16 protein-coding genes and 1 pseudogene are annotated in these 22,864 nt (G+C 60.6%); 13 read left to right on the forward strand and 4 right to left on the reverse strand.

From position 1 onward, the window contains the following. Nucleotides 1-113: 113 nt before the first annotated feature. From J3P79_RS12390 to J3P79_RS12405, 4 genes are all read right to left on the reverse strand, one after another. Nucleotides 114-1,538: an efflux transporter outer membrane subunit gene (locus tag J3P79_RS12390; RefSeq protein WP_434610922.1), complete on the reverse strand. Its 1,425-nt coding sequence runs from the start codon at nucleotides 1,536-1,538 to the stop codon at nucleotides 114-116. Next, on the reverse strand, nucleotides 1,535-4,714 hold the full coding sequence (locus J3P79_RS12395) for an efflux RND transporter permease subunit (RefSeq protein WP_434610924.1): 3,180 nt from the start codon (nucleotides 4,712-4,714) through the stop codon (nucleotides 1,535-1,537). The genes J3P79_RS12390 and J3P79_RS12395 overlap by 4 nt, the downstream gene beginning before the upstream one ends. 15 nt (nucleotides 4,715-4,729) lie before the next feature. Further along, nucleotides 4,730-5,983 carry a multidrug efflux RND transporter periplasmic adaptor subunit MexE gene (gene mexE / locus J3P79_RS12400; RefSeq protein WP_434610926.1) on the reverse strand — a complete coding sequence of 418 codons (1,254 nt, stop codon included), beginning with the start codon at nucleotides 5,981-5,983 and terminating at the stop codon, nucleotides 4,730-4,732. A 211-nt stretch (nucleotides 5,984-6,194) separates the two neighbouring features. Next, entirely contained in the window at nucleotides 6,195-6,956 is a 762-nt protein-coding gene (locus J3P79_RS12405; RefSeq protein ID WP_434610929.1) for a substrate-binding periplasmic protein, read from the reverse strand. 655 nt (nucleotides 6,957-7,611) lie between these two features. Between J3P79_RS12405 and tssB the strand changes: the two genes are divergently transcribed. The 13 genes and pseudogenes from tssB to J3P79_RS12470 all read left to right on the forward strand — a co-directional run bounded on the left by tssB (nucleotide 7,612) and on the right by J3P79_RS12470 (nucleotide 22,830). Continuing rightward, on the forward strand, nucleotides 7,612-8,115 hold the full coding sequence (tssB, locus tag J3P79_RS12410; RefSeq protein WP_434610931.1) for a type VI secretion system contractile sheath small subunit: 504 nt from the start codon (nucleotides 7,612-7,614) through the stop codon (nucleotides 8,113-8,115). Between the two features lie 37 nt (nucleotides 8,116-8,152). After that, nucleotides 8,153-9,688: a type VI secretion system contractile sheath large subunit gene (tssC, locus tag J3P79_RS12415; RefSeq protein WP_434610934.1), complete on the forward strand. Its 1,536-nt coding sequence runs from the start codon at nucleotides 8,153-8,155 to the stop codon at nucleotides 9,686-9,688. Between the two features lie 23 nt (nucleotides 9,689-9,711). Next, the gene (gene tssK, locus J3P79_RS12420) at nucleotides 9,712-11,064 is read left to right on the forward strand and encodes a type VI secretion system baseplate subunit TssK (RefSeq protein ID WP_434610937.1); all 1,353 of its coding nucleotides are present in this window, start codon (nucleotides 9,712-9,714) and stop codon (nucleotides 11,062-11,064) included. Beyond that, entirely contained in the window at nucleotides 11,061-11,729 is a 669-nt protein-coding gene (tssL, locus tag J3P79_RS12425; protein WP_434610938.1) for a type VI secretion system protein TssL, short form, read from the forward strand. Before tssK ends, tssL begins: the two co-directional genes overlap by 4 nt. 1,297 nt (nucleotides 11,730-13,026) lie before the next feature. Next, nucleotides 13,027-13,302: pseudogene (locus J3P79_RS12430) on the forward strand (OmpA family protein); the annotation flags it as partial. A gap of 174 nt (nucleotides 13,303-13,476) precedes the next feature. Continuing rightward, entirely contained in the window at nucleotides 13,477-13,968 is a 492-nt protein-coding gene (locus J3P79_RS12435; protein ID WP_434611446.1) for an Hcp family type VI secretion system effector, read from the forward strand. Between the two features lie 145 nt (nucleotides 13,969-14,113). Then, nucleotides 14,114-15,949, forward strand: coding sequence for an AAA family ATPase (locus tag J3P79_RS12440; protein ID WP_434610941.1), 1,836 nt, complete (start codon nucleotides 14,114-14,116; stop codon nucleotides 15,947-15,949). 11 nt (nucleotides 15,950-15,960) lie between these two features. After that, the gene (locus tag J3P79_RS12445) at nucleotides 15,961-16,776 is read left to right on the forward strand and encodes an AAA family ATPase (RefSeq protein ID WP_434610943.1); all 816 of its coding nucleotides are present in this window, start codon (nucleotides 15,961-15,963) and stop codon (nucleotides 16,774-16,776) included. Further along, nucleotides 16,773-19,151: a type VI secretion system Vgr family protein gene (locus J3P79_RS12450; RefSeq protein WP_434610946.1), complete on the forward strand. Its 2,379-nt coding sequence runs from the start codon at nucleotides 16,773-16,775 to the stop codon at nucleotides 19,149-19,151. Before J3P79_RS12445 ends, J3P79_RS12450 begins: the two co-directional genes overlap by 4 nt. 32 nt (nucleotides 19,152-19,183) lie before the next feature. Continuing rightward, the gene (locus J3P79_RS12455; protein WP_434610948.1) at nucleotides 19,184-21,427 is read left to right on the forward strand and encodes a hypothetical protein; all 2,244 of its coding nucleotides are present in this window, start codon (nucleotides 19,184-19,186) and stop codon (nucleotides 21,425-21,427) included. A gap of 82 nt (nucleotides 21,428-21,509) precedes the next feature. Further along, on the forward strand, nucleotides 21,510-21,929 hold the full coding sequence (locus J3P79_RS12460) for a glycoside hydrolase family 19 protein (RefSeq protein ID WP_434610950.1): 420 nt from the start codon (nucleotides 21,510-21,512) through the stop codon (nucleotides 21,927-21,929). Then, complete coding sequence (locus J3P79_RS12465) at nucleotides 21,919-22,518, forward strand: hypothetical protein (protein WP_434610952.1); 600 nt, start codon at nucleotides 21,919-21,921, stop codon at nucleotides 22,516-22,518. The genes J3P79_RS12460 and J3P79_RS12465 overlap by 11 nt, the downstream gene beginning before the upstream one ends. Before the next feature lie 48 nt (nucleotides 22,519-22,566). Beyond that, a complete protein-coding gene (locus J3P79_RS12470; RefSeq protein WP_434610953.1) occupies nucleotides 22,567-22,830 on the forward strand; it encodes a PAAR domain-containing protein in 264 nt (87 codons plus the stop codon). The last annotated feature ends 34 nt before the right edge of the window (nucleotides 22,831-22,864 follow it).

Genomic DNA, 22,864 nt, shown 5'->3' on the forward strand with positions numbered 1-22,864 from the left:
AGGACTAGACAGGGCCTTGGGCGACAAACAAAAAAAGCCCCGCGTCCGAATGAGACGCGGGGCAAACAATTGGCTGGTTGCGGCCAACCAAAGGAGCTCGGTTGGGAAGGGTGTCAGTTGCTGGCGACGGTTTCCGGCTGCCAGCCGCCACCCAGGGCCTTGTAGATCGCGACGATGCCGCGATACAGGTCGACTTCGGCCTGGGCCTGGCTGTCTTCGGCCGCCAGGCGTTCACGCTGGGCGTCGAGCAGCACAAGGAAATCCTCGGTGCCTTCGCGGTAGCGGATCTCGGCGAGGTCGGCGGCCGCGCGGCTCGATTCGCTCTGGCGGATCAGCGAGATCAGGCGTTGCTGACGCTTGCCGTAGTCGCTGAAGGCGTTTTCAGATTCTTCCAAGGCCAGCAGCACTTGTTGCTCATAGTTGGCCAGGGCGCCATCCGCTTCGGCGCTCGCTCCACGCAAGCGAGCCCGCACGCTGCCCAGGTCAAAAGCGGCCCAGGTAATGCTCGGGCCCAGCGCCCAGGCGTTGGCCGCCGAAGAGCCGATCTGCGAGCCGCGCCCGGCAGTGAAGCCGAGGAAGCCGCTCAGGCTGACCCGAGGGAAGAGGTCGGCCTTGGCCACGCCGATGCGCGCCGTGGCAGCGGCCAGTTGACGCTCGGCGCTGAGGATGTCGGGACGGCGTTGCAGCAGTTGGCCCGGATCCCCTATTGGCAGGGCCTTGGCAATGGCTGGCAACTGTTTAGGACTCAAGTCTACGGTCAGCTTGTCCGGACGTTCGCCCAGCAACGTCGCGATGCGGTTGCGTTGGCGGGCCTGTTCGGCCTGCAATTGCGGCACGCTGGCCTCCACCGCGGCCAGTCGGGCATCGGCACGCACCACGTCAAGCTGATCGCCCACGCCGGCGTCGCGCAGGCTTTCGGTGATCTTGCGGGACGCCTGTTGATTCTCGAGGTTCGCCAGCGCAATTTTCTCCCTCAACTGAGCGCCGCGCAGTTGCCCATAGGCGTCCACCAGCTCGGCGATCATCGTCACCTGCAGTTGGTAGAGATCGGCCTCGGCGGCCTGCTGGTCGGCATCGGTCGCTTCCAGGTTGCGCTGGATGCGTCCGAACAGGTCCAGCTCCCAGGCCATGTCCAGCCCCAGGTCGTAACGCTCGGAGTTGATCCGGTCGTCGGTCTGCCCCATCGGATTCTGGCCTTTGCCCAGTTCGCTGCTGGCACGGCTGGTAATGGTCGGCATGGCGTCATTGCTGGCATCGTCGCGAATCGCCCGGGCGGCCCGCAGGCGGGCAAAGGCCACGCGCAACTCGCGGTTGCCTTCCAGGGAGCGGGTCACCAGCGCGTTGAGGGTCGGGTCGTCGAACTGTTGCCACCAGATGCCCTCGAAGCGGGCGCGGTCAAAGTTCTTCTGGCCGGCGGCGCCGTCGGTGGCGGTGGTAATGTTCGCCGCCTCCGTTTGCGGTGCCTTGTAGTCCGGGCCTACCGCGCAGGCGCTCAGCGCCAGGACCAGCAGGCTCGGTACGAACGCTTTCAAACTCATTGTTGCGCCTCCAGTTTCAACGCCCGGGCCGCCTTGCGGGCCTCGCTACGCTCGACGAAGTTGCGGATCAGTACATAGAACACCGGAGTGAGCAGCAGCCCGAAGAAGGTTACGCCAAGCATTCCCGAGAACACCGCCACACCCATGGCATGGCGCATTTCCGCACCGGCGCCGCTGGAGAACACCAGGGGCACCACGCCCATGATGAAAGCGAAGGAGGTCATCAGGATCGGCCGCAGACGCAGGCGGCACGCTTCCAAGACCGCCGCCAGCGGTTTCATGCCCTCGAGCTGTTTGTCCTTGGCGAACTCGACAATCAGGATCGCGTTCTTACAGGCAAGTCCTACAAGTACGATCAAGCCGATCTGGGTAAAGATATTGTTGTCGCCACCGGACAGAATCACTCCGGTGATGGCCGACAGCAGGGTCATCGGTACGATCAGGATCACCGCCAATGGCAGGCTCCAGCTTTCGTATTGCGCCGCGAGCACCAGGAACGCCAGCAATACGCAGAGCGGGAACACGAACAGCGCGGTATTGCCCGAGAGGATCTGCTGGTATGTCAGGTCGGTCCACTCGTAGGTCATGCCGTTGGGCAGTTCGTCCTTGAGCAGTTTCTCGATGGCTTTCTCCGCCTGGCCGGAGCTGTAGCCCGGAGCGGCGGCACCGTTGATTTCAGCGGTGATGAAGCCGTTGTAGTGCATGACGCGGTCCGGTCCCGAAGTGTCGCTGACCTTGATGAAGGTCGCCAGCGGGATCATCTCGCCACGGTTGTTGCGCACCTTGAGCTGGCCGATCTGGTCCGATTCGAGGCGGAATTGCTGCTCGGCCTGGACGTTGACCTGATAGGTGCGGCCAAAGCGGTTGAAGTCGTTGGCATACAGCGAACCCAGGTAGATCTGCAGGGTGTCGAAGATGTCGCTGACGGCCACGCCGTGGGTCTTGGCTTTCTCACGGTCGATAGCGGCATCGACCTGGGGCACGTTCACGGTATAGCTGGTGAACAGCCCGGCCAGTTCCGGCACGTTGTGGCTCTTGGTGATGATGTTCATGGTTTCTTTGTACAGTTCGTCGTAGCCCAGGTTGCCCCGGTCTTCGATTTGCAGGCGGAAACCACCGATCGTGCCCAGGCCCTGTACTGGCGGCGGCGGGAAGATCGCCATGTAGGCTTCCTGGATCTCCGAGTACTGGCCGTTCAGGGCACCGGCGATGGCACCGGCCGACATGCTCGGATCCTTGCGCTCGTCAAAGGGCTTGAGGGTCACGAACACGATGCCGGCGTTCGGGCTGTTGGTGAAACCGTTGATCGACAGGCCCGGGAACGCCACCGCGCTTTCCACGCCTGGCTGCTTGAGGGCCAGGTCGGACATGCGCTTGATCACGTCTTCGGTACGATCCAGGCTCGCGGCATCCGGCAATTGGGCGAAGGCCACCAGGTATTGCTTGTCCTGGCCGGGCACGAAGCCGGTCGGTGTGTTCGAGAAACCGAAGAAGGTCAACACCATCAAGCCTGCGTAGACAACCAGGGCAATACCGCTGCTGCGGATCACCCGAGCGACGGTACCCACATAGCCGTGGCTGGCACGTTCGAAGAAGCGGTTGAACGGACGGAACAACCAGCCGCCGAAAATCTTGTCCAGGAACTTGGAGAAACGGTCCTTGGGCGCGTCATGTCCCTTGAGCAATACGGCGGCCAGGGCCGGCGACAGGGTCAGGGAGTTGATCGCCGAGATCACCGTGGAGATGGCAATGGTCAGGGCGAACTGCTTATAGAACTGACCGGTCAGGCCACTGATGAAAGCCGCCGGAACGAAGACCGCGCAGAGCACCAGGGCGGTGGCGATGATCGGGCCGGTCACTTCGCCCATGGCGCGCTTGGTCGCCTCCACGGGGGTGAGCCCCAATTCGATGTTTCGCTCGACGTTCTCCACCACCACGATGGCGTCGTCCACCACGATACCGATGGCCAGTACCAGGCCAAACAGTGACAGGGCGTTGAGGGAGAATCCGAACAGGTGCATGACCGCGAACGTACCGATCAGCGACACCGGCACCGCCACCAGCGGAATGATCGAGGCGCGCCAGGTCTGCAGGAACAGGATCACTACCAGCACGACGAGGATCAGGGCTTCGAACAGGGTGTGCACCACCGCCTCGATGGAGCCGCGGACGAAGATCGTCGGGTCATAGACGATGCTGTAGTCCATCCCGGCCGGGAAGCCTTTCTTCAACTCCTCCATTTTCTCGCGGACGTCGTTGGAGATCTGGATGGCGTTGGAACCCGGACGCTGGAAGATCGGGATCGCCACCGCCGGCTGGTTGTCCAGCAGCGAACGCAAGGCGTACTGACTGGAACCCAGTTCGACCCGGGCAATATCCTTCAGGCGAGTGATCTCACCGTTGGCGCCGGAACGAATGATGATGTTCTCGAACTCTTCCTCGTTGACGAGGCGACCCTGGGTGTTGATCGAGAGCTGGAAAGCCTGGGCATTCGGTGCCGGCGGCGCACCCAGGGCACCGGCAGCGACCTGGCGGTTCTGTTCGCGGATCGCCGTGACCACGTCGGTGGCGGTCAGGTTGCGCGATGCGGTCTTGTTCGGATCGAGCCAGACGCGCAGGGAATAGTCGCCCATGCCGAACAGTTGTACGTCACCCACGCCACCCAGGCGTGCCAACTCGTCCTTGATGTTGAGCAAGGCGTAGTTGGACAGGTAGAGCATGTCGTAGCGTTTGTCCGGCGAGGTCAAGTGCACGACCATGGTCAGGTCCGGCGATGCCTTGTCCACCGTGATGCCGATGCGAGTCACTTCTTCCGGCAGCTTTGGCTCGGTCCGGGTGACGCGGTTCTGCACTTGCACCTGGGCGTTATCCAGGTCCGTGCCGAGGGCGAAGGTGATGGTCAGGGTGATCTTGCCGTCAGCGGTGGACTGCGAGGACATGTACAGCATGTTCTCGACGCCAGTGATGGCTTGTTCCAGGGGCGCGGCCACGGTTTCGCCGATGACCTTGGGGTTGGCGCCCGGGAAGTTGGCGCGCACGACTACGGTCGGCGGCACGACTTCCGGGTATTCGCTGATCGGCAGCTGGAACAGCGAGATGGCGCCGGCGATCAGGATCAACAGCGAGAGCACCGCTGCGAAGATCGGTCGCGAAATGAAGAACTGGGAAAATTTCATCTTGAGTACAGTCCCTTAGCCGCGTGGGGACGCAGAGGCCAGTTTGCCTGCCGATCCGGACGCGGCCTTGGAGGGCGCGACTTGGGGCAGGTTGCTGGCTTCGAGCGCTTTACGTTGTTGTGCCAGGGCCGCGAGGGTTTGCTCGCTGGCCATCGGCACGGTTTCAGGCGTAACCGGCGAACCCGGGCGGGCCCGTTGCAGCCCCTTGACGATAATGGTGTCGTCCTTGCTAAGGCCGTTGCGCACGATGCGCAGGCCTTCGATCTTCGGCCCCAGCTCGACGGCGCGATAGGCCGGCTTGTTCTCGCCATCCATCACCAGCACGAATTTCTTGCCCAGGTCGGTGCCCACGGCTTCGTCGTTGATCAGTACGGCGGAATAGGTGCCGCTACCCACCAGCTTCAGTCGGGCATAGAGACCTGGCGTGAAGGCGCCGTCCTTGTTGTCGAACACCGCACGACCACGGATGGTGCCGGTCTGCGGGTTGACCTGGTTGTCGACGAAGTTCATCTGGCCCAGGTGCGGGTTGCCGTCTTCGTTGGACAGGCCCATGTACACCGGCGTGGCCTGGCCGCGCTGGCCCTGGCGGGCGAGTTGGGTGTATTTGAGGAAGACGCGCTCGTCGGCATCGAAGTAGGCGTAGACCTTGTCGGTGGAAACCACGCTGGTCAACGGTGTGACGTCGGCAGTCACCAGGTTGCCGGCGGTGATTTCTGCCCGGCTGGCACGACCGTTGATGGGCGAGGTGACCCGGGTAAAGCTCAGGTTCAACTTGGCCAGGTCCAACTGCGCCTGGATGCCCGCCACGGCGGCGCGGGCTTCCTGGGCAGCGGTGGTGCGCGAGTCCGCCAACTCAGCGGAAATCGCGTTGCTCAGGCGCAGGCGTTCGCCACGCTGGGCCTCGTTCTCGCTGCGGGTGGCGGTGGCGCGGGCCTGGGCCAGCTGGGCTTCGAGGCGACGTACTTCGGCCTGGAAGGGGCGGGGGTCGATCTGGAACAGCAGGTCGCCTTTCTTGACCAGTGCGCCTTCGGTGAAAGCGACTTCATCGATCTGCCCCGAGACCCGCGGTCGGATCTCGACGGTTTCCGGTGCTTCCAGGCGTCCGGTGAATTCATCCCATTCGTTGACGGGTTGCTCCAGTACCTTGGCCACGCTGACTTTGGCCGCCGGCATGGAAGCTGCCGTGTCGGGGGTCTTGCCGCACGCGCTGATCACCAGCACTGCCAACAGTGCGAGGGGAAAGCGCAATTTAGAAAGTGAATGTTCCATGGATAGCATCCGCCAAGTGTATTGAGATGGGCGGATGATGCGTGTCGAGGCACAGAGGAACGAATCGAATGAAACAAAGGTAACTATCATTCGGAATGATATAAGCCATCGACGGCCCCTCTATTGCGGGGGCTTCGTTAGTGGGCTATCAATCCGCTTGATATCCCTTCAGGTGGGCTGCCGTCCAATTGCCATGGTGCACTCAAGGCGGTCAAGGCAGATAAATGTCATGGATACGCTCGATCTCTCCCTCCTTGCGCAACGCTTCCACGGCACCGCGCAAATCCTCGACGAGTTTCGCCGAGCATTGCCGGGAGCATGCCAGATAAAGGTCGGCACTGCTGCCAACAGGACTCATGAGCAATTTGCGCTTGGACACTTTCGGCCAGATATAACGGCTCTCGGGGACGCCGTTGAACCAGGCGTCGATACGCCCCATCAGCAGCAGTTGGGCGGGGTTGTCACCAATGGCCAATGGATAGATCTGCTCATCACTGAAGCCCTCGGCGCGCAGGATATCCTCTTGTGCGCTGCCAAGGCCGACGCCGATCTTGCGGTAGGTTTCCTTCGCTTGGGCGAAGCTGTTCACCCGCCGTTCGAGACTGAAGAAGGCTCGCTCCATGGGCAGGATCGAAGCGATCCAGGTAAAACGATCCTCACGAATGGGGATGCGCGAAAGGGGAGCGATCAGGTAATCGCGCTCCTCACTGACGTGCTTTTGTGCCCGAGCCCAAGGCAGCACATGGATCTTCACCGCGTAGCCGGCCTTGGTCATGGCCGCCACGGCGACATCGCCAACAACTCCGTAGCCCCTGGGATCGTTGACGAATGTCAGCGGAGGCGCATCGGGGATGTGCAGCTCCAGTTCCAGCGACTCAGCGTCCGCGTGAGCCAGCACCAGCGGCGGCATCAATAGACAAAGCCCCAATAGCGCCTTGCTGGACAGAATCGAAACGCGCTTGCTCGGGGTCATGATGGGTACTTCAGGCACTGAAAAATAATGTGTCCGTTCTACGGTAGGCGCCGTGAACAGATGCTGCAGGCCAGTCTTATAAAGGCAGCTCACCCGAAATGGCTTAGCCACACTCGTTTTATCTGGAGACGTCAGGCTCTGTACCAAATGTATCCGCACTCACCCATACTGCGTTGAAACGGGGCTCGGAATGCTCATGTACTCCAGTACACTGCGCTTCCTCGCCCCGTTTCGCCTTGTCTGGCTTTCGCGCGAACACATTTCGTACAGGCCCTAGTCGGTTGCATTTGGCCTGACTGCGTGTCCTTGAAGGTATAGATCATCCGGGCGACAAAAGCTTGGAACTTTGCGTCTTGTGGCCGGTTCCTGGAAACGGATGCCAAGAAGACGGGCTTAGCCATAAATAGCGTTGTTCCTTCTCGCGTCTGTAATTCTTTTCCTACATGCGTATTATTTTCGAGCAAATCGTAGGCCTGTTCTGTAGGGCCTTGACCTCCCTTTTGTGAGCCAATTCCTTTTTGTCCAGACGGGTGCTTTTAGCCTTTCCGGCCTTGCACTTCGCGCCTACATTCAGTCAGTGGAAAGCGCGGATGCAGGATGCAGAGCAACGATGATATTCAAATCATTGCCTTGACATTATTTCAAAGGAGGAAGTATGGCTTCATACAGTTTTCAAAATGAAGTGCCCAAGAGTCGGGTCAATATCAAACTCGACTTACACACCGGGGGCGCACAGAAGAAGGTTGAATTGCCTCTAAAGCTGATGGTGATGGGTGACTACAGTAACGGCCAGGAGCAGCGCCCATTATCCGAGAGGGCTAAGGTCAATATCGATAAACACAACGTTGATAGTGTCCTGGAGGAACTCTCCCCACGCCTGACGTTCGTTGCGCACAACACGCTGATGGATGATGAAGCGGATATAACCGTCGAACTGTGCTTCCAGCGCATGAAGGATTTTGAGCCGGAGCAGGTGGCACGCCAGATTCCTCAGCTGCGGGCGCTGTTGGCCATGCGCAATCTGCTGCGCGACCTGAAGTCGAACCTGCTGGACAACATGACCTTCCGTCATGAGTTGGAACGCATCCTTCAGGATGATGCACTCAGTGATGAACTCCGAACTGAATTGGCCGCATTGGCGCCAAAAGAAGCCCGCTAATTCATTTCGCCGCAAGGCCAGAAGAGTAACTAAATATATGTCTCTTGAAAGTTCTAACGTGCAATCGCGCGGCGCTACAGTGTTGGCTGAAGATAAGGGTGTTTATGCGGCTTTGTTCAGCAAGATCAACCTGAGCCCCGTTGCTGAGCTGGGCAGTATCGAAACGTTCCAGCACGCCGAGGCGTTGTCCGAGGCTTCGGTTGATGAGCGGGTCACGGCCGCTGTCAGTGTGTTTTTGAAGTTGCTCAAGGAGTCGTCGCAGAAAGTAGAGCGGTTGGACAAAGTCCTCCTCGACGAACACATCGCCTCGCTGGACATGCAGATCAGCCGTCAGCTCGACGCGGTCATGCACCACCCTGATTTTCAACGGGTCGAATCGACCTGGCGCGGCGTCAAGTCCCTGGTCGACCAGACGGATTTTCGCCAGAACGTGCGCATTGAATTGCTGGATATCCGCAAGGCTGACCTGGTGCGCGACTTCGAGGATGCCCCTGAAATCGCCCAGAGCGGTCTGTATTTGCATACCTATACGCGCGAATACGATACGCCGGGCGGGGAGCCGATTGCAGCCACCATCTCCAACTACGAATTCGACCGCAGCCCGCAGGACATCGCCTTGCTGCGCAATATCTCGAAAGTGGCCGCCGCGGCCCACATGCCCTTTATTGGCTCGGTGGGGCCGGCGTTCTTCGGCAAACAAACCATGGAAGAAGTGGCCGCTATCAAGGACATCGGCAACTACTTCGATCGGGCCGAGTACATCAAGTGGAAGGCGTTCCGTGACAGCGACGATGCGCGTTACATCGGCCTGACCATGCCACGGGTCTTGGGGCGTCTGCCCTATGGGCCGGACACCATTCCCGTGCGCAGCTTCAACTACATCGAAAACGTCAAGGGCCCCGATCACGACAAATATTTGTGGACCAACGCGTCCTTTGCCTTTGCCGCCAATATGGTCAAGAGCTTTATCGCCAATGGTTGGTGCGTGCAGATTCGTGGGCCTCAGTCGGGTGGCGCGGTCACGGACCTGCCGATCCACTTGTATGACCTGGGGACCGGTAATCAGGTCAAGATTCCTTCCGAGGTGATGATTCCAGAAACTCGCGAGTTCGAATTCGCCAATCTCGGCTTCATTCCCTTGTCGTATTACAAGAATCGCGACTACGCCTGCTTCTTCTCCGCCAGTTCGGCCCAGAAACCCGCGCTGTACGACACGCCGGACGCCACCGCCAACAGCCGCATCAATGCTCGCCTGCCCTATATCTTCCTGCTCTCACGTATTGCCCATTACCTGAAGTTGATCCAGCGCGAAAACATCGGGACCACCAAGGATCGTCGCTTCCTGGAGTTGGAGCTCAATAAGTGGATCGGCGGGCTGGTGACCGAAATGACCGATCCGGGCGATGCCCTGCAGGCCTCGCATCCCCTGCGTGATGCCAAGGTGACGGTGGAAGACATCGAGGACAACCCCGGTTTCTTCCGGGTCAAGTTGTACGCCGTGCCGCATTTCCAGGTCGAGGGCATGGACGTCAACCTATCGCTGGTTTCGCAAATGCCCAAGGCGAAAGCCTGACTTAATCCCGAGGATACGACGCCATGAAAATCGATCGTCCCTTGTGGACGTCCGGCACCCTATTGTCTGCGCAACAGTTTCAGCAACAGGCGCGCTGGAACGCCTGGGCCAACGAACAGCTCGCCAGCCTCGTCGCGGCCCATCCCTGGGGCGTGACGGCGGTTGAGTTCGACGCCGACGCATTGCGCCTGGGCAAGCTCAAGGCAACCCGCCTCAACGTGCGCATGCCCGACGGCAGCCTGATCGACAGCGACCGAGTTGATCGCCTGCCGCCGGGGCTGGAGTTGTCGCGGTTGATGACCGACGCCGCCGGGCAGGCGCTCGTGCTGCTGGCCTTGCCCTTGGAGCAGGCCAACGGCAACAACTGCTTGATGCAGGAGGGGCGGGCTGAGCGACCCACTCGCTATCGCCAGGACTGGCGCCCCGTACAGGATCTGTATACCGACGAAGTCCAGTCGATCGCTGTGCTGGAACACGCGCTGACACTGCGTCTGGACAAGGACGACAATGGCGATTACCTGACCTGTCCCATCGCGCGCCTGGTGCCCGAAGGGCAGGGCAGGTGGGGGCTCGACCCGGCCTACGTGCCGCCCTTGCTCAGTTTTTCCGCGCACCCGGGGCTCCTGGTCCAGTTGGAGAATCTGCTGACGCAGCTGTCGGCCAAGCGACAGCGCCTCATGGGCATGCGTCGGGAAAGCAACCAGCGCATGGCCGATTTCGCCGTCGCCGATGTGTCGTTGTTCTGGTTGCTCAACGCCTTGAACACCTATCAGCCGGTGTTGGCTGATCTCAAGGCCTATCCCCAACGCCACCCCGAGCAGGTCTACATGGAGCTGGCCAAGCTGGCCGGCAGCCTGCTGACGTTTTCGCTGGAACACGACATCGACCAGATCCCCGCCTATCGACATGAACATCTGGAAACGGTGTTCCCGCCGCTGATGCGCTGTATTGCAACGTTGCTGGAAGCCAGCCTGCCATCGCGCGTCATCGCGCTGGCGCTGGCGCAGAGCGCCAATCGCTGGCAAGTCACGCTCAATGATGCCCGGCTCTGTGAACCCGACGGCGCTGACTTTTACCTGTCGGTGCGTTGCCAGTTACCGGCGGCACAGCTTCAGGATCAGTTTCCCCGCCTGTGCAAGGTCGGCGCGCCAGCGGAGGTCGACGACTTGATCAATGCGGCGCTCGATGGCGTCCCGCTGAAGCCCCTGAGCCATGTGCCGGCGGCCATCCCGCTGCGCCTGGAAAACCAATACTTCGCCCTCGACCTCGGCCACCCCAAGGGCCAAGCCATGCTGGCTTCGGGGACTTTCGCTTGCTACGTGCCCAGCACTTTGTCGCAAGTCCAACTTGAACTGTTTGCGGTGCTACGCACATGACGCTGAACTTCTCGAAAAAACCAAGCGCAATGGTGCCTGATATCGATGCCTTGCTCCAGGACAGCTATTTGCTGGTGGTCCAGTTGCACCAGGGCCTGTCGGTGCCGGACACCAATGCACTGCAACAGCTTTGCCTGGCCCAGGTCCAGCAAGTTCGAGAGCAACTCGAACTGCAAGCCATGGATCCGCGCGACATCGAGCACATCAACCATGCCCAATGCGCGCTGCTAGATGAGGCGGTGCTCCTCTGTACCCGAGGCGAGGTACGGACTGAATGGACCCGTGAACCGCTGCAGGCCAAGTTGTTCAATCGCCACCAGGCCGGTGAGTTCCTCTACGAGGACATGCGCCTGGTGCTGCGCGAACCGTCCCCGGATCCTCGGGTGCTGACGGTGTTTCATCGGGTTCTCATGCTGGGTTTCAAGGGTCGTTACACAGACCTTGCCGACCCTGAGCGCGAGCAGGTACTGGAGGCCCTTGATGAACGGGTTCTCCCCCTGAACATCTGCGCAAACCTGGTGACTCGCAAGGGCAATCGCCTGGCCTGGTACCCATCCCCTTGGATACACGGCCTGACGGTGGCGCTGCTGCTCGCCGGCGTCTGGTGGACGATGGATCACTGGCTGGCCGGCGTGGTTGCTTCCCTCATGCCCGGCCAGGCGTGAGGGGCCTATGACAATCCAGTTGCAACGAGTCCTTTGGCTATGGGCCGGGATGCTTGTCCTGGCATTGCTGCTGATGCTCCCGCTTGCCGCGTGGATATGCGCGGTCGTCGTGGTGGGCATGGTGAGCGTCGCGGCGGTGGGGTGGGTCGTGGGCAACCGTCGTGCCGCCCGTTTGCGCGAGTCGGTGAAACTCGCCGCCAACGTGTCCATGCCCCCAGCCTCGTTTCGTCAGCCTGTGGTGTTGGTCTGCGGCGATGGCCTGGAGGGTTTGTTCGGCAGCATTGCCGACCATCAATTGGCCGTACGGGTGACCCACCAGGGTTGCTATGTACGCGTACCGGCCCTCGATCTGTTGCCGAACGTGACCGAGAGCATCCAGGCCTTGCGCCCGGGGTGGGGCCCTCAGCTTAGCGTTATGTTCATCATCAATCCTGCGGCGCACAGCGATGAAGCTGAACTGGCGGGGCGGATACGGACGTTTCGTCATCAAGCCACGCTGGCGGGCAGGCAAGGTGCGTCAATGCCGTTGACCCTGGTGAGCTATTTCCATGCGTCGCGGGGCGAGGCTCCGTGGTTCTGTTGGACCGGTGGGCAGCCGACGCCTCGCGTCCTTGATGCCGGAGCCTGCGCCGATCTGGCCGACTGGCTGCAGCAACCCACCGACTCATCATGGCGAGCGATGCGGATGCAGGCCGGCGTGCAGTTGGAAAACGCAGCTGCCTGGTTGCATAAGGTAGTGCTGCCGCACTTCAACGCATGTACTGCCGGCACTGATCAAGGCTCGACGGTGTGCTGGGCGGTCAGACCGGTACCGGAACTGCCTCAAGCCCTGGAAGGAAACCTTTGGGCGCAATGGCTACGCAAGAAGGTGGCGCTGGCCGACCCCAGGCCAGCCGTCACGAACGCGATGTTGCCGTTTCCGGACCCTCTTCTGAGCCTGATTCCCCTGCGCGGCCAACGTACATCGGTGCAGCGTGCCGGCATCATTGCGATATGGATGTTCGCACTCGCCGGTGCGGTCGCCCTGGCCAACTCAGCGTGGCAGAACACTTTGCTGGTGCGCCAAGTCACAGACGATCTGCGCCGTTACGCGCCGCGCCTGGTGGAATCGCAACCGCACCGAACATCCCGCTGGCACCAGGAAGCCGAGGCGATCCTCGGTGAGGCCGCGCATCGCCTGGACACCTATCACCGACATGGCGAGCCCCTGGCGCTGGGCCTGGGGCTGTACCGCGGCGCCCCTCTGCGTGAGCCGCTGCTGGCGGCACTTTCCCATCGCCGGGCGCCGTCCGGGCCTATGGCTTTGCCGGCGTCCGAGCCGTTGAGGCTGGACAGTTTGTCGTTGTTCAGTCCAGGCAGCGCGCGGCTGAAGCCGGACGCTACCAAGGTGTTGATCAAGGCCCTGGTGGGAATCAAGGCCCAACCCGGCTGGCTGATCGTCATCGCCGGGCACACCGATGCCACGGGCGATACCGCGCAAAACCTCCGGTTATCCCGCGAGCGTGCCGCCGCCGTGCATGAATGGATGCTGCGCATGGGCGGCGTTCCCGACAGCTGTTTTGCCGTGCAGGGGTTCGGCGCCAGCCAACCGATTGCCAGCAATGACACCGCGGCGGGGCGCGCAGCCAACCGTCGTGTCGATATCCGTCTGGTACCTGAAGCGGGTGCTTGTGCATTGCCCACGACAGGGACCGACAGGCAACCCCCGTCGCATCCCGCGACGTTCAACTATGAAAAGGAGCTTCACATGGCAATTCCCGTTTACCTCTGGCTGCAAGATGACGGCGGCGCGGAGATCAAGGGTTCGGTGGACGTGCAAAAGCGCGAGGGCAGCATCGAAGTCGTCGCCCAGGACCACAGCCTGTACATCCCGACCGATAACAACACCGGCAAGTTGACGGGCGCGCGGGTCCACACGCCGTTCCTGTTTTCCAAGGAAATCGACGCTTCCAGTCCCTACCTCTATAAGGCCGTGACCAAAGGCCAGACCCTCAAGAGCGCCGAGTTCAAGTGGTATCGCATCGATGATGCGGGGCAGGAAGTCGAGTATTTCATCACCAAGCTGGAGAGCGTCAAGGTGGTGAAGGTCGCGCCAAAAATGCACGACATCAAGGACCCGACCAAGGAGAAGTACAACCATTTGGAACAGGTTGAGTTGCGCTACGAAAAGATCACCTGGACCTACAAGGACGGCAACATCATCCATTCCGATTCCTGGAGCGAACGCCAAAGCGCCTGACGCGCGGGGCATCGACAGGCCGCCTGGCCTGTCGATTGCCGGTGTGTTGGGTTGAGCGTCCGTTCGCGGGCGCTCAGCCAAGCACATCCGCTTTTTGTCCGGCGCTTGCCCGACCACCACCGAAACCTGCACAAGGATGCCACCCATGGTACAGAGCCCCACGCGTCTGCTTCGTCGTCTGAATCCCTATTGTGCCCAAGCCCTGAGCGATGCGGCGTCGCTGTGCCAGAGCCGTGCCCATGGGCAGATCACCATCGAGCACTGGTTGCTCAAGTTGCTGGGGCAGGGCGAGGGCGACCTGACTGTCATCGCCCGCCGTCACGAATTGGACCTGGAGGCGCTTTGGTGCGGTTTGCTCAGTCACCTCGACACCTTGCCGCGTTGCGTCCAGGCCAAGCCGCAGCTGTCGGAACCGTTGCAGCAACTGATCAAGAATGCCTGGTTGCGCGCCTCGCTGGATGACGACAACGACCGGCTGCGCTCCGCCCATTTGCTAGGGGCGCTGATGGATGCGCCCGGCCTGCTGGCCTGCGACGCGGCCTGGCCTTTGCTCAGCCTTGGCGAGTCGCAATTGCAGCGGTTGTCCGGGTTGCTGGATCAAATATCCGATGAGCGTCCCAGCGAACAAGAGCTCGTCGTCGTGGGCGGGACGGACGGGGTATCGAGCGAGCCTGCCGCCGGTAGCGCCAGACCTGATGCACGGCAGGCGCTGCTGGACCGGTTCACCCAGGACCTCACTGCCCAGGCAGCGGAAGGACTGATCGATCCGGTGTTCGGTCGCGACGATGAAATACGCCAGGTCATCGACATCTTGAGTCGCCGACGCAAGAACAATCCGATCCTGGTCGGCGAGCCCGGCGTGGGCAAGACCGCGTTGGTCGAAGGGTTGGCGCTGCGCATCGCCCAAGGCGACGTGCCGGACAGCCTCAAGTCGGTCAGCGTGCGTGCGTTGGATCTCGGATTGTTGCAGGCCGGCGCTGGGGTCAAGGGCGAATTCGAGCAACGCCTCAAGAGCGTGATCGACGCGGTGCAGCACTTCGAAACCCCGATCCTGCTGTTTATCGACGAAGCCCACACACTGATCGGCGCCGGCAACCAGGCGGGAGGCACCGACGCGGCAAACCTGCTCAAGCCTGCCTTGGCCCGCGGCGAGTTGCGCACCATCGCCGCCACTACCTGGAGTGAGTACAAACAGTACTTCGAGCGTGATGCGGCATTGGAGCGACGCTTCCAGCAGGTCAAGGTCGACGAGCCGGATGACGCCAATGCCTGCCTCATGTTGCGCGGGCTCAAGGCCCGGTACGCCAGCCACCACGGTGTGCACATCCAGGATGCGGCGGTGCAGGCTGCCGTCAGCCTGTCGCGGCGCTACCTCACGGGGCGCCAATTGCCGGACAAAGCCGTCGACCTGCTGGACACCGCCAGCGCACGGGTGCGCATGAGTGTCGATTGCGAACCCCAGGCGCTGGTCCGGGTCAAGGCGCGGCAAGTCGCCCTGGAGCTGGAACGCCAGGCACTGGAGGCGGACCGGGGCCTGGGCGGTAGCGTCGACACCGAGCGGCTGATGCAAATCGCTGCGCAACACGGCGAGTTGGAGCATGCTCGGGTCGAACTGGAGCGCCAATACAGCCAGGTGCTCGATTTGTCCCAGCAGTTGCTCGACGCTCGTGAGGCGCAGCCCATGCAATGGGCTCAATGTACAAGGTTGCAGCGACAACTGGATGTAATCCAGGGCCAGCAACCGTTGCTTTCCCTGGACGTTGATGCGCGCAGCGTGGCTGAGGTGATTGCCGATTGGACCGGCGTGCCCCTGGGCAGCCTGCTCAAGGACGAACAAACCAACCTGCTGGAGCTGGAACAGCAACTGGCCGAGCGTGTCATCGGCCAGGCCCCGGCACTCACTGCATTGGCCCAGCGTCTGCGGGCAGCCAAGACAGGGCTCACCGATGACAAGGGCCCCTGGGCGTCTTCCTGCTGGTAGGCACCAGCGGGGTGGGCAAGACCGAAACCGCCCTGGCCCTGGCCGACAGCCTGTTCGGTGGAGAAAAAGCGCTCATCACGCTTAACCTTTCCGAATACCAGGAAGCCCATACCGTCAGCCAGCTCAAAGGCTCGCCGCCTGGTTACGTGGGTTACGGCCAGGGCGGTGTGCTGACCGAAGCCGTGCGCCAACGACCCTACAGCGTCGTGCTGCTCGACGAGGTGGAAAAAGCCCACCGCGACGTGCTCAACCTCTTTTACCAGGTTTTCGATCGCGGCTTCATGCGCGACGGGGAGGGGCGCGAGATCGACTTTCGCAACACCGTCATCCTCATGACCTCCAACCTTGGCAGCGATGCGTTGCAGACCTGCCTGCTGGAGCAACCCGACGCATCGGACAGCGCGCTGCATGAGCTCATGCGACCGATCCTGCGCGAACACTTCCAGCCGGCCCTGCTGGCGCGCTTCCAGACCCTCATCTATCGGCCGCTGCATGTCGATGCCCTGCAATGCATCGTCGCCATCAAGCTGGACCAGGTGGCCAATCGTTTGCAACGCCACTATGGCTTGGACTGCGAGATCGACGACGCCCTGAGCGAGGCCATGGTTGCCGCTTGCCTGCTGCCCGATACCGGGTCGCGCAACATCGACAGCCTGCTCAACGAACAAATCCTGCCGGTGCTGAGCCAACAGTTGCTGCAACGTCGGGCGGCGCAGCTGCGCACGCACGGGGTGCACCTGGGTTATTGCCAGGAGGAGGGGATTACCCTGCGTTTCGTCGATGGCGCGGACGCCACCGGGACTGTCGCCATGGAGGCCGCGCAATGAACATGCCCATGCCGACCTTCTTCGACCACAGCCGCCACACCCTGCGAGTCTCCGACCTCGACGCCCACCTCGACGTCCTGGCCTTCACCGGCGAGGAGCACCTGAGCCGTCCCTACCTCTACCGCATCGAGTTCACCTGCACCGAGCACGACCTGGCGGCCACCGACGTGCTCAACCGGTGGGCTCATTTCAACCTGTACCCCGTGCCGCCACCGCCGACGCCCAGGGGCTTCACACCGCCGGTGATCAAACCGTTGCGCTCGTTTCATGGCGTGATCTCAGGCTTCAGGCGCCTGTCCGGCTCCAACGACGAAGCTCGCTACGAAATCACCCTGCGACCGCGTTTCGCGCGGCTCGCACGGGGCAAGCAATTCAGGATCTACCAGCAGCAGTCGGTGCCCGAGATCGTCGAGCACATCCTGCGCACGCGCCATGATTTCCGGGGCGAGGAGTTCTATTTCAACCTGGTGCGCCAGTACCCCCGGCGCGAGCAGGTCATGCAGTACGACGAGAGCGACCTGGCCTTTGTCGAGCGCCTGCTGGCCGAGGTCGGCATCTGGTACCGCGTCACCAGCGACGATCGCCTGCACATCGACGTGGTGGAATTCCACGACGACCAGCGGCACTACCAGCGCGGCGTCAAGTTGCCGTGTCGCCCGCCGTCCGGCTTGACCGCCGATGGGCAGGACGCGGTCTGGAGCCTGCAGACCGCCCACCAGGTGGTGGAAAAGAACATCAACTTTCGCGCCTACCATCACCGCGAGGCCCATGCCTTTCTGGACGGCGAAGTCGACCACACCCGAGGCGCCAAGGGCACCTACGGCGAGGCCTATCACTACGCCGAACCCTACACGGTGCTGGGCGAGCGCTATGCCCTGGACGAAGACCTGCAAAGCGAAAGCGGTTTCTTCTACGCCCGCCTGCGCCACGAACGCTACCTCAACGACCAGACCCGACTCAGCGGCACCACCAGCAGCGCCACCCTGGCCCCGGCGCAGCGGCTCGAAATCACCGGCGGTGCGCCAAAGGCCTTCGAGCCCGGCGCGGTGATCGTCAGCCTGCGCACCGAAGCGGCCCGCGACCGCAGCTTCATCGCCACCTTCCAGGCCATTCCCTACTCGGAAACCGTGTGCTTTCGCCCGGCGCTGCTGCCCAAGCCGCGCATGAGCGGCACCATCCCCGCCCGCATCAGCCACCCGGTGGTCAACCCGCCGTACGCCGACCTCGACTTCGAAGGCCGCTACAAAGTGCGCTTCCTGTTCGACCGCGACACCTGGCAAGCCGGCCGCGAAAGCGCCTGGCTGCGCCTCGCCCGGCCCTACGGCGGCGACACCCACGGCCTGCACTTCCCGCTGCAGGCCGGCACCGAAGTGGCGATCGCCTTCGAACACGGCGACCCCGACCGCCCCTACATCGCCCACGCCCTGCACGATGACCGCCACCCGGACCCGGTCACCGCGCGCAACGAACGCCGCAACGTCCTGCGCACCCCGACCAACAACAAACTGCGCCTGGACGACACCCGCGGCCAGGAGCACATCAAGCTCAGCACCGAACACAGCGGCAAGAGCCAGTTGAACCTGGGGCACCTGGTGGATGCCGAGCGGAACAAGCGTGGCGAAGGGTTTGAACTGCGCACCGATGGCTGGGGGGCGATTCGCGGTGGCAAGGGGGTGTTTATCAGTGCGGATGAGCAGGCCAAGGCCAAGGGCGACGTGCTGGAAATGAGCGCGGCGACAGACCGGTTGCAGCAGGCCGTCGATCAGTTGGACAGCCTTTCCAGCGACGCGCAGGCGAGCCAGGCCGAACCCGCCGACGTGCAAGCGCAACTGGCGTTGCTCAGGCAAGACCTCGAACAGCTCAAGACCTCCGTCCTGCTGCTCAGCGCTCCCCAAGGCATCGCGCTGACCAGCGGCAAGCACCTGCAACTTGCCGCGCAACACAACCTGATGCTCAACGCCGGCGGCCAGGCCGACCTCAGCGTGGTCAAGCGCCTGTTCATCGGCGTGGGCCAGGGGATGAGCCTGTTCGTGCGCAAGCTGGGCCTCAAGCTGATCGTCAACCAGGGGCCGGTGATGGTGCAGGCGCAGAACGACCGATTGGAACTGATGGCCCGTCACGGGCTGGACATCAGCAGCACCGAGGACGAAATCCGCATCGTCGCGAAAAAGAAAATCACCCTCAATGCAGGCGGCAGCTACATCACGCTGGATGAGGGCCTCATCGAGTCGGGGACGCGGGGGGATTTTGTCGTGAAGTCGGCGAATTTCGAATATGTGCAAGAGGCTACCGAACAGGCCGCACCACTGAAAACACTGCCTGAGCTGGCTGAACACGACGCTAGATCCGCAGCGCTAACGGACTTCTCCGGTTGATCCCGCCCACGAAACCAAAGGCCAAATAAACCATGCTCAACTCACTGCTTCGCCTTTTCGAACGCTCCGACAATCGCAGGGGTTCAAGACCCGATCAAGCGGGTCCTCCCATCTGGCCGACGCCGGATACCAGGCCCATCAACGCCCCTTCGCCGCTTGAACATCAGGATGTCGGGCTGTCGCCAGTCAACACCTGGAGCCACCCCTTCAAGGACAGAAACCACCCATTGCTGCACTTGACTCAACTGGCCAAGGCCACGGCGGGTTACTTCCCACTGGGACGCAATGGCCTCTGGCATGGCGGCGTGCATTTCGACGGGGGCACCGCAAGCCAGTTCGATCAATCCAGCGTGCACTGCCTGGCCGACGGAGAAGTGGTGGCGTATCGCATCGATCAACACGCACCGACCACGGCCTACCAATTCAACACGCTCGTCGTGAACAAACCCTTCTCGCGAAATTTCGTGCTCGTGCGTCATCTTTTGCAGCCACCGAAAATCAAGGGCAGCCCGGACACACCGCCCAGCCTGATCGTCTACAGCCTGTACATGCATTTGCAGGACTGGGCGGCTTACCAGCAAGACCCAGCCCTGACGCGCCCGAGTTTCTGGCCTGAGGGGCAGACCCGTTGGGTGAAGGAAACGGTACAAGACATATTCTACGGTCGCTCCGAACAACGCGGCCTGAACGTGCGCAACATGGCCCGTCAAGGCAAGGTGCTGACATTCCTGCCTGCCGGCGCCGAGGTAACTGTCAGCGGCGACGGTGAATTCCGCAAACTGGAAAATACCCTTGGACCGGAGGTTTTGATCGATACCGAAGGTGCGCTGCGCGGCTACCTTTCTGTCTATTTCCTGGAGCTCATTTCTGCAAATCAGTATCGCGTCAGGAGCCGTAGCTCGCTGAATGTGCGTGCCGAAGCGAATCTCCTCAGTGAAATTCTTTTGGAATTGCCGTCGGGCACCGAAGTGACGATCAGTGGCGAAGGCGAATTCCGAAAGCTGGAGCGCGTCAACCAATACGTCCATTACCCCTCGTTGCGAGGGGAGCTGGAACCGCTGGCGAATGATCGAGTGGTGGTGCTGGACGAACCGGTGCCTATCAAGGCCGGAGATCTGATCGGCCACATCGGCGAGTACCAAAGCTACAACGCTGATCGCCCGGAAAACAAACTGCACCTGGAAGTATTCAGCGAACAAGACGTGCGCGCCTTCCTCAAAGCCAGTCGCGCCTGGGCCGAACGGTTGCCCAAGCGTGACAAGACTTGGCTGAAGCTCGCCAAGGGCACCCCCGTATTGGCGCATCAAGATGATTACAACACCACGCGCCCCCCACATTTAGCGAGAGCCAACCGCTTCAGCGACGCCGACCTGTTGGTTCCCAAAAGCCTGCTCGATGACTTACCGGACAAATACAAGATCGCCGTCTTCGACACGCCTGAACGAAAAGCACAAAACTGGTACCGCCTCGATGGCCTGCTGAACGATGGCGACAACGCTGCGCTGGACGGTTGGGTATGCGAAGAAGTTGGCGTGACGCCATGGGTCAATCCCTGGTCATGGGACGGCTACGAAGTGATCTTCGACTACTCGTCCCCCCGAGAACACCTGGCCTCCTTCCACCGCGCCGTGGACCGTTTCAGCGGCGCGCAACTGGAACGCTACGGCCCGATGGCCGACGCGGGCGACAAAGGGCCGGTCCAGCGCCGACTGTTCGACATCATCGACCGCAACCACGACGGCAAGATGACCGCCGAAGAGCTGCAAACAGCCCTCAACGTACCGGCCCACGCCCAATCGATCTCACAACTGATCGTGCTCAAGGAAAGCGAATGGTTCCACCGCCCGCAAAAGTGGGATGCCTTGGACGAACTGCTCGGCCATAGCGGCTCGACGCCGCATGTGAACTGGTTGGCGGAGAAAGAGCGGATCAAGGCGTTGTGTTGGTGGGATGAGGTGATGGAGAAGGTTGGGCTGCCGGAGGACGGGAAGGTTTATCACTTTCATCCGGTGGGGGTTGGGGGCAATTTCAAAGATGCTGGCTCTATTTTTACCCTGGAAATGCTGAACAAAATATATCCGGGGCTTGGCTTGAACAGAAATTTGGACTTAAAAGAAATCGTTAACGAGTTAAATGAGCATCTTGAATTTTATAAATTAGAGACCCCACTAAGAAAGGCTCATTTTTTTTGCGCAAATTCTCCAAGAGACCGGGCCAACCCTCGTAATAGAAGAGAATTTTGGCTATGCAGCAACATCGCTAGTACAGATATTTAGTTATTTTAGAAACAACCCGAACAAAGCTGATGAGCATGGCTACGAAATCAAGCTGGGAAAGAAAAAGGCAAACGGGGTGCGCATGACTCGAACCGATTATGAAGCTATAGCAAATGGAGCGTACGGATCACGAGCCGAACTAGGCAATCGAGGCATTTCAAGTGGTGACGGCTGGGCCTATCGTGGTCGAGGGCTTAAGCAACTAACAGGGCGTAATAACTATATGGAGTTTCAGAGATGGCACCGTCAAAACTCGGTTCAATGGCCGGATGATGATTTGGACTTCGTCGAGAACCCAGACTTGCTGACGACAATGAAATACGCAGTTAGATCTGCTGCAAGCTTTTGGATCAACAATAACCTATATAAGATCGCAGATAAAGGTCCCCACCCAGAAATTGTGGACAAAATCACTAAAATAGTAAACAGCAATACGGATAGCTATCTAGAGAGAAGAAAGCATTTTTCACAAATTTGGCGAGATATCTTTTATGCCGACTAAAGCCAGATGCGCCTCGCTAATACTCTCAGCCTTTTCTTCGGAGGCTTGGGCAAGCGACCCCAATGTTGAAATCAATACAACCCTGTGTCGAGAAGGCGAAACCATTTATATAAGCTGTGCATTTGATGGAGGTCTCGACCAAGACACCTACGAAGGTGAGGTAGCTTCCATTTGTGCTAAAAACAACACATCCCCCGACAAAGGCTATGTGCAATATCGTTATGGAACCCCGACGTATGGCTACAAACAAGAAAAACTAGAGCTGCAATATCCAGAGGAGCAGAGGCCGCCGAATGGTGTTTTTAATATTTATATATCTAGCCACCCAAAAAGTCTCGGCACGGCTATTGCCTTCCAACGAGGCGCATATACCTACTCATTCGAGAGCCTTGGTGTAACGGAGTACAGAGTTGTCGTCAGAAAAGGGAATGGAGTGATTTTTAACAAGCAATGCACTCTACCGGGAAAAAACTATTTAACAGATAAGGCATACCAAGGCATCGAGCAGACAAACACGGACCAAGACATGAAAAGCGCATTCGGATCGACACCACTGCCAAGGAGGTTTTATGTACAACCGCCGAATTAAAAAAATCGAAAGAGGATAGAAATCAGATTTTTAACAAGGAGAAACAACATGAAAAACATCATCCGAATCGGCGACAAAAACTCAGGAAACGGCACCGTCCGATCAGGTTCAACCGTCATGAAGTTCGGCGGTATCGGTGTCGCTCGGCAGGGCGATCCGGTGGATTGCCCGGTGCCGGGGCATGGGCGCACGGTCATTGCCGAAGGTCATCCGACGTTCAAGGACAATGGCGTGCCCGTCGCCTTTGCCGGGCATCTGTGCGCCTGTGGCTGTGCACTGATTTCATCGATGCCTGGCGTGGGGGCCCGTTAATCATGCCGGTGCGAATGGATGACATCCCGGTCTT

It is taken from the genome of Pseudomonas sp. R1-7 (assembly GCF_051132105.1).
In the GTDB taxonomy this organism is placed as follows: domain Bacteria; phylum Pseudomonadota; class Gammaproteobacteria; order Pseudomonadales; family Pseudomonadaceae; genus Aquipseudomonas.